General features: G+C 65.2%; 4 protein-coding genes and 1 pseudogene. All 5 read left to right on the top strand.

Annotated features, from left to right (window positions below):
- A partial coding sequence (gene mfd, locus ABYV89_RS12460; protein WP_432823281.1) for a transcription-repair coupling factor occupies positions 1-3097 on the top strand: 3097 nt, incomplete at its 5' end.
- Between the two features lie 61 nt (positions 3098-3158).
- Positions 3159-4097 (top strand): peptidylprolyl isomerase, encoded by a 939-nt coding sequence (locus ABYV89_RS12455; protein ID WP_432823280.1) that lies wholly within the window; start codon positions 3159-3161, stop codon positions 4095-4097.
- A gap of 61 nt (positions 4098-4158) precedes the next feature.
- Positions 4159-5112, top strand: a complete 954-nt coding sequence (locus tag ABYV89_RS12450) for a peptidylprolyl isomerase (protein WP_432823279.1) — start codon at positions 4159-4161, stop codon at positions 5110-5112.
- 116 nt (positions 5113-5228) lie between these two features.
- Entirely contained in the window at positions 5229-6227 is a 999-nt protein-coding gene (gene pdxA, locus ABYV89_RS12445; RefSeq protein WP_432823278.1) for a 4-hydroxythreonine-4-phosphate dehydrogenase PdxA, read from the top strand.
- Between the two features lie 63 nt (positions 6228-6290).
- Positions 6291-7561 (top strand): annotated as a pseudogene (locus tag ABYV89_RS12440) (excinuclease ABC subunit UvrA); the annotation flags it as partial.

Below are 7561 nucleotides of genomic sequence, written 5' to 3'. Positions count from 1 at the left end.
GCAGCGGGTGATTCCCCGCGAGGTGCTGGCCGGGCTCTGCGAGGTGCTGGAGTTCGGCGGCGACTACCCCCGCGAGCAGCTCACCGACTTGCTGCAGCGGCTCGGTTACAACGCCGTGCCGCTGGTGGAGGACCGCGGTACCTTTTCGGTGCGCGGCGATATCATCGACATCTTTCCGCCCTCTTTGGCCCGGCCGGTGCGGCTTGAATTCTTCGGTGACACCCTCGAAAAGCTGCGCCCCTTCGACGCGGCCAGCCAGCGTTCCGACGATCGCGAGCTCGAACGGCTGGAGCTGCTGCCGGCCCGGGAGATGGTGCTGGCCGGCGACTATCTGCAGAGTTTTTCCCGCCGGCTCAAGGAGCGCTGCGATGCCCTCGAGCTCCCCCGCTCCCAGCGCGAGGCGGTGCTCGAAGAGGCCAGGGAGGGACTGCTGTCTCCCGGCCGCCAGTTTCTGCTGCCGCTGACCTACGGGCGACTCGATACCCTGTTCGACTATGCCCCCAAGGGGCGCTGGGTCATTCTCGATCCGCCGGCGGTGGACCAGGCCGGTGACCAGTTTGCCGCCGAGGTCGCCGAGGGCGAGGCGCGCATGGCCCGCCGCGAGGAACCGTACGTCGAGGCGGCCAGCATGTATCTGACCCCGGCCGAACTGGAGCGGGAATTGTCGCTGCGGCGCAGGCAGGAATTCGCCTCCCTCGAGGTCTTCCGCCTGCAGGAGGACCGCCAGCGTTACCGGGTCAACGCCCTCGGCAACGGGGATATCCATACCCGCCTGCGCGAAGCCGGCGGCGGCCTGGCCGGCCTGGCCGCCCAGCTGCGCCAGTGGCAGGAGGACGGCTGGCGCACCCTGCTGGTCTGCCACCAGCAGGGACAGGCCGAGCGCCTGCTCGACCTGCTTGAGCCGGAAGGGGTGCGGCCGGTGTTCGATCCGGGCGCGTCGCTGAAGACTCTGAAGAGCAAAGATCTGGTGGTGACGCTGGGCGAACTGCCCGACGGCTTCCGGTTGCCGGACGAACGTACGGTGGTGGTTACCGAGGAAGAAATCTTCGGCCAGCGGGTCCGCCGCCGGCCGCGCAAGGATGCCCGCGCCCTCCTCTCCTCCCTGGCCGAACTCAAGGAGGGGGATTACGTCGTCCACGCCGACCACGGCATTGGTCGCTACCACGGGTTGCAGCACCTGAGCATGGGACCGAGCGAGGGGGATTTCCTGCACCTCGAGTACGCCGGCGGCGACAAGCTCTACCTGCCGGTGGAGCGCATCGAGAAGGTGCAGAAATACGTCGGCGGCGAAGGGCAGGCCCCGCGGCTCGACAAGATGGGGGGCGGCGCCTGGGAAAAGGCCAAGCTCAAGGCGCGGGCCGCCGTCGAGGAACTGGCCCGCGAGCTGCTCAAGATTTACGCCCGCCGGGAGATGAGCCAGGGCTTCCGCTATGGCCGTCCGGATCGGGTGTTCCGCGAATTCGAGGCCGCCTTTCCCTACGAGGAAACCCCCGACCAGTTGCGGGCGATCCAGGAGGTGCTGGCCGACATGGAGTCGGAACGCCCGGTCGACCGGCTGGTCTGCGGCGACGTCGGTTACGGCAAGACCGAGGTGGCGATTAGGGCCGCCTTTCGCGCCGCCCTCGACGGCCGCCAGGTGGCGGTGCTGGTGCCGACCACGGTGCTGGCCCGCCAGCACTTTGAAACCTTCCGCGAGCGCTTCAAGGACTACCCGGTCGAGGTCGACATGGTTTCCCGCTTCCGCAGCGCCAGCGAGCAGAAGCAGGTGCTCGAGCGCACCGCCGCCGGCCAGGTCGACATCCTGATCGGCACCCACCGACTGTTGCAGCGGGACGTCCGTTTCAAGAACCTCGGCCTGGTGGTCATCGACGAGGAGCAGCGCTTCGGGGTTTCCCACAAGGAGCGCCTGAAAAAGCTGCGCGCCGAGGTCGACGTCATCACCCTTACCGCCACGCCAATCCCCCGTACCCTGCACATGAGCATGATGGGGATGCGTGACCTCTCGGTCATCGAGACGCCCCCGGTCGACCGGCTGGCGGTGCGCACCTATGTCACCCGGTTCGACGACGACCTGATCCGCGAGGCGATCCTGCGCGAGCTGCGCCGCGGCGGCCAGGTCTTCTTCGTTCACAACCGGGTGCAGAATATCGAGGCGATGGCCGATTTTCTGCGCACCCTGGTTCCCGAGGCGAAAATCGCCGTCGGCCACGGGCAGATGGGGGAAAAAGCCCTGGAGCAGGTGATGGTCGATTTCATCGAGGGGAAGGACCAGGTTCTGGTCTGCAGCACCATCATCGAAAACGGCATCGACATCCCCCGTGCCAACACCATCATCATCAACCGCGCCGACTGTTTCGGCCTCTCCCAGCTCTACCAGCTGCGCGGCCGGGTCGGCCGCAGCCGCCACCGGGCCTACGCCTACCTGCTGATCCCCGGCGAGGGGAGCCTGACCCGTGAGGCCAGGGAGCGTCTGCGGGTGCTGCAGGATCTCACCGAGCTCGGCGCCGGCTTCCGGGTCGCCAGCCACGACCTCGAGCTGCGCGGCGCCGGCGACCTGCTCGGTGGCCGCCAGGCCGGCCAGATCGCCGCCATCGGTTTCGAGATGTATGCCGAGCTGCTCGAAGAAACCATTCACGAACTGCAGGGGCTCGAGCGCGAGGAGAAGGTCGACCCCGAGGTGCGCCTCGGGCTGTCCGCCTTCCTGCCGGAAAAATACCTGCCCGACCCCAACCAGCGGCTGGTCTTCTACAAGCAGCTGGCCGCCGCCGAGGTGGTCGACGAGCTCTACGATGCCGCCGACGAGCTGCGCGACCGCTACGGCGAGCTGCCGGAGCCGGCGGTGCTGCTGATCGAGGTGATGAAGCTGCGGGTGCTGATGAAGCAGTTCAAGGTCGAGCTGGCCGAATATGACGGTCGCCAGCTGCTGTTCGCCTTTCACGCGACCACCCCGGTGCCGCCGGAGAAGATCCTCAAGCTCATGGAACAGCCTGGAAAATACCGCTTTTCCCCCGACTACCGGCTGTCGGTCCAGATTGGGAAAATGGGCGCCGAAGAGGTGCTGACGACGGCGAAAAAAGAATTGCAGGGGTTTCTCTAGCTGTGCTAGCTTGTCCCAGTTGTGTTCAGATCAAGACCCATTCCGTGCGGGATTAATACCAATGATCAGCTGCCGTCGTCGAACAGTCCGTTTTCTGCTTCCCCTGTTACTCCTGTTTCTGCTCACGGGCTGCCGTGACCGGGGCGAAGCGGCGCCCCAGGTGCTGCTCACGGTGGATGGCCGGGCGGTGACCCTCGAGCAGTTCCGCAGCAGCTTCGCCAAGACCCTGCCGGCCGACCAGAGCCTTTCGCCGGAAGAAAAAGGCGACCTGGAGCGCTCCTTCCTGGTCCAGACGGTCGACCGCGAGCTGACCCTGGCCGAAGCCGGCCGGCTCAATATCGCCCTGTCTGCCGAAGAGGTGGAGGCGGCCATGGCTGATGCGCGCTCCGAGTATCCGGCCGAGGAGTTCCTGGCCCTGCTGGCCGAACGGGGGCTCAGCGAAGAGCAGTGGCGCCAGGCGCTGGAAGAGAGCCTGCTGATGGAAAAGGTCGTCCATCAGGCGGTCTATTCGCTGGTGACGGTCAACGACGAGGATATCGCCCAGTATTACCAGGAAAACCGCGATGACTTCGATCGCCCCGAACAGGTGCGGGCCCGGCAGATCGTGGTGGCCGACGAGGCCGAGGGGAACCGACTGCTGGACGAGCTTCGCCAGGGTGCCGATTTTGCCGCCGTGGCGCGCCAGCACTCCCTCTCTCCCGATGCCGAGGACGGCGGTGATCTCGACTTTTTCGCCCGGGGCGAGATGCCGCCCGAATTTGACGCGGTCGTCTTTTTTCTGCCCGAGGGGCGGCTCAGCGAACTGGTGAAAAGCGAATACGGCTATCACATTTTCGAGGTCCAGGAGCGGCGGCCGTCGGTCCGGCTTCCGCTCGACGCGGTGCGCGACACCATTCGCGACATCCTGCGCGGAGAAAACGAGGAGCAGGCCTACCAGGAGTGGTTGCGGGGCCTGCGCGAGCGGGCGTCGATCACCATCAACTGGTCGCTGCTCGACTGAATGGACTAATCGCTGCCGGTGACGGCACGTCCCGGAAAATCTTTTACAAGGAATCTGCCTGATGAACCGTTTTTTTGCCCTATCGACGCTCCTGCTGCTGTTGCTCTGTCCGCTGGCCCAGGCGGAAACCGTTAACCGCATCGCGGCCGTGGTCAACAACGACATCATCACCATCTACCAGGTCGACCGTGAATTGGAAAAGCGCCAGTTCGGCGAAGGCGGTCTGGCTAAGCTTTCGCCGCAGGCCCTTGACGAAGTTCGCCAGCGGGCCCTCTCCAGCCTCATCGAAGAGACGCTGGTGGAGCAGCGGGTCAAGGAGCTGGGGATCGCTGTAACCGGTGACGAGATCGAAGCCGCGATCGGCGATGTGCTCATGCAGAACCAGCTGACCCGCGCCGAACTGATCGAGGCTCTGAAGCTGCAGGGGATGGATTTCGACGTCTACCAGGACAACCTGCGCAAGCAGATTCTGCGCTACAAGCTCCTCGGTCGCGAAGTCAAGAGCAAGGTCGACGTCAGCAACCAGGAAATGCTCGATTATTTCCGTGAGCATATCGAGGACTATCGGCAGAATCCGACCATGCACATCGCCCGGATCGGCTTTCCGCTGCCGGAAAAACCGTCCAGCGCCCAGGTCGAAGCGACCCGCAGCACGGCGGCCGGCGCCCTGGCCAGGCTGCAGGCCGGCGAAGACTTTTTCGTGCTGCTGCTCGAATATTCCAGCGAGCAGAGTGCCGAAGGGGGCGACATGGGCACCTTCGGCGCCGGCGAGCTGACCCCGGCTTTCGACCGGGCCCTCACGGGCCTCGAAGAAGGGGCGGTCAGCGGCCTGGTGGAAACCCCCGACGGTATTCACATCCTCAAGGTGCTCGGTCGCCAGGCGGGCTCGGTCCGCCAGTTCGATGCGGTCAAGGGGGAGATATCCAAAACCCTCACCGAGCAGAAGACCGACGAGGCGTTCAAGTCCTGGGCCGAAGGACTGCGCAAATCCGCCTACATCGACGTGCGCCTGTAACAGGCGCCTTGCCGACGCTGTCAACTGAGCCCCGCCGATTTCGGCGGGGATTTTTTTCATGTCAAGCCCCCGGGCTCTGGGCTATACTGTCTCTTTGACCCGAGCGGAGGATTCACGTGAAACGACCCATCGTCCTGACCCTGGGTGACCCGACCGGAGTCGGCCCGGAAATTATCGTCAAGGCTTTGTGTGAAGGCGCCTTCGACGGCCTGTCCCGGCCGCTGCTGGTGGCCGGCGACCCGGCGGTGCTGCAGCGGGCGGCGGCGGTGGTCGGCGTCTCCTGTCGGGCGACGACCGCGCCCGGGCATGTTCAGCTGGTCTTGGCCGGCGATCGGCAGCTCGATCTCGCGCCCCTCTCCGCCCTCGATGCCGACCGGCTCAAGTACGGCCGCCCCGATACCGATTGTGGCCACGCCATGGTCCGTTACATTGAATGGGCCTGCGACCAGTGTCTCTCGGGCCAGGCCGCGGCCATGGTCACGGCGCCGATCAACAAGGCGGCGATTCACGCCGCCGGCTACGCCTTTCCCGGTCACACCGAGCTGCTGGCCGAGCGCTGCGGGGTCGACAAGGTGGTGATGATGCTGGGAGGAGAAAAGCTCAAGGTCTGCCTGGTGACCACCCACATGGCCCTGGCCGAGGTGCCGCAGGCGTTGAGCCAGGCCGAAATCCTCGAAACCATCCGCATCACCGATGCCGCCTTCCGCCGTTTCTTCGGCCAGGCCCGGCCGCGCATCGCGGTGCTGGCCCTCAACCCCCATGCCGGGGAAGGCGGCCTGTTCGGCGACGAGGAAAGCCGCCTGATCGCACCGGCCATTGCGGCGGCGCAAGCCGAAGGGATCGCCGCCAGCGGGCCGCACAGCGCCGACACCCTGTTTCACTTCGCCGCGCGCGGCTCTTGCGATGCGGTGGTCTGCATGTACCACGACCAGGGGCTGATTCCGCTCAAGCTGCTTCATTTCGAGGACGGTGTCAACGTGACCCTCGGGCTGCCCATCGTGCGCACCTCGGTCGATCACGGCACCGCCTACGATCTTGCCGGCACCGGCCAGGCCAGTGCCGAGAGCCTGGTGGCGGCAGTGCGCATGGCCGAGCAGATGGCGGCACATTTGTAGGGGCGCAGCAAGCACCGCCCCCACAGAAAAGAACCAATCACTAATCACCAATCACTGGTTATCATGGCCAATAAAATCATCGTCAAAGGTGCCTGCGAGCACAACCTGAAATGTATCGACGTCGAGATCCCCCGCGATAAGCTGGTGGTGATCACCGGGGTCTCCGGCAGCGGCAAGAGTACCCTCGCCTTCGACACCATCTACGCCGAGGGGCAGCGCCGCTACGTCGAGAGCCTGTCGGCCTATGCCCGGCAGTTTCTCGAGCAGATGCAGAAGCCCGACGTGGAGAGCATCGAGGGGCTGTCTCCGGCCATCTCCATCGAGCAGAAGACGACCTCCAAGAACCCCAGATCGACGGTCGGCACGGTGACCGAGATCTACGACTACCTGCGCCTGCTCTTCGCCCGGGTCGGCCGGGTGCACTGCTCATCCTGTGGGAAGGAGATCGCTTCGCAGACGGTCGAACAGATGGTCGACCGCATCCTCGCCTTGCCGGAAAAGAGCCGCCTGCTGCTGCTGGCGCCGATCATCCGTGGGCGCAAGGGGGAGTACCGCAAGGAACTGCGCCAGCTGCAGGCCGACGGCTTCGTGCGGGTGCGCATCGACGGCGAAATGCGGGAACTGGCCGAGGAGATCGCCCTCGACAAGAAGAAAAAGCACACCATCGAGGTGGTGGTGGACCGCCTGGTGATCAAGGAAGGGGTGCAGGGGCGCCTGGCCGATTCCCTGGAAACCGCCCTGCGGCTGGCCGACGGCATCGTCCGGGTCGAGGTGGTCGACGGCGAAAGCCTGCTTTTTTCCGAGCAGCACGCCTGCGTCGATTGCGGCATCTCCTATCCGGAAATCGCCCCGCGGATGTTTTCTTTCAACAACCCCTACGGCGCCTGTCCCGACTGCTCCGGGCTGGGGACGCGGATGTACTTCGACCCCGATGAGGTGGTGCCCAACCCTGCCCTCTCCCTGCGCGAAGGTGCCATCGCCCCCTGGGAAACCCGCGGTGGCGGCGGCTATTACTTCCAGCTGATCGAGGCCCTCTCCGACCATTACCAGTTCGACATCAACCAGGCTTTCGAAAAGCTGTCCGAACGGGTGCGCAACGTTCTGCTGCACGGTTCGGGGAACGAGGAGGTGCGCTTCTACTTCGACCAGGGCGGCCGCCGGCAGTTTTACCACAAGACCTTCGAGGGGGTGATTCCCAACCTCGAACGGCGCTACCACGAGACCGATTCGGAAGGGGTGCGCGAGAATCTCGGCCGATTCATGAATGTCATGCCCTGCCCCACCTGCGCTGGCGCCCGCTTGCGCAAAGAGTCGCGGTTTTTTAGGGGGGGGGG

Source organism: Trichloromonas sp., from assembly GCF_041583255.1.
Lineage (GTDB): Bacteria > Desulfobacterota > Desulfuromonadia > Desulfuromonadales > Trichloromonadaceae > Trichloromonas.
This window is presented reverse-complemented; position numbering and strand designations above follow the sequence as displayed.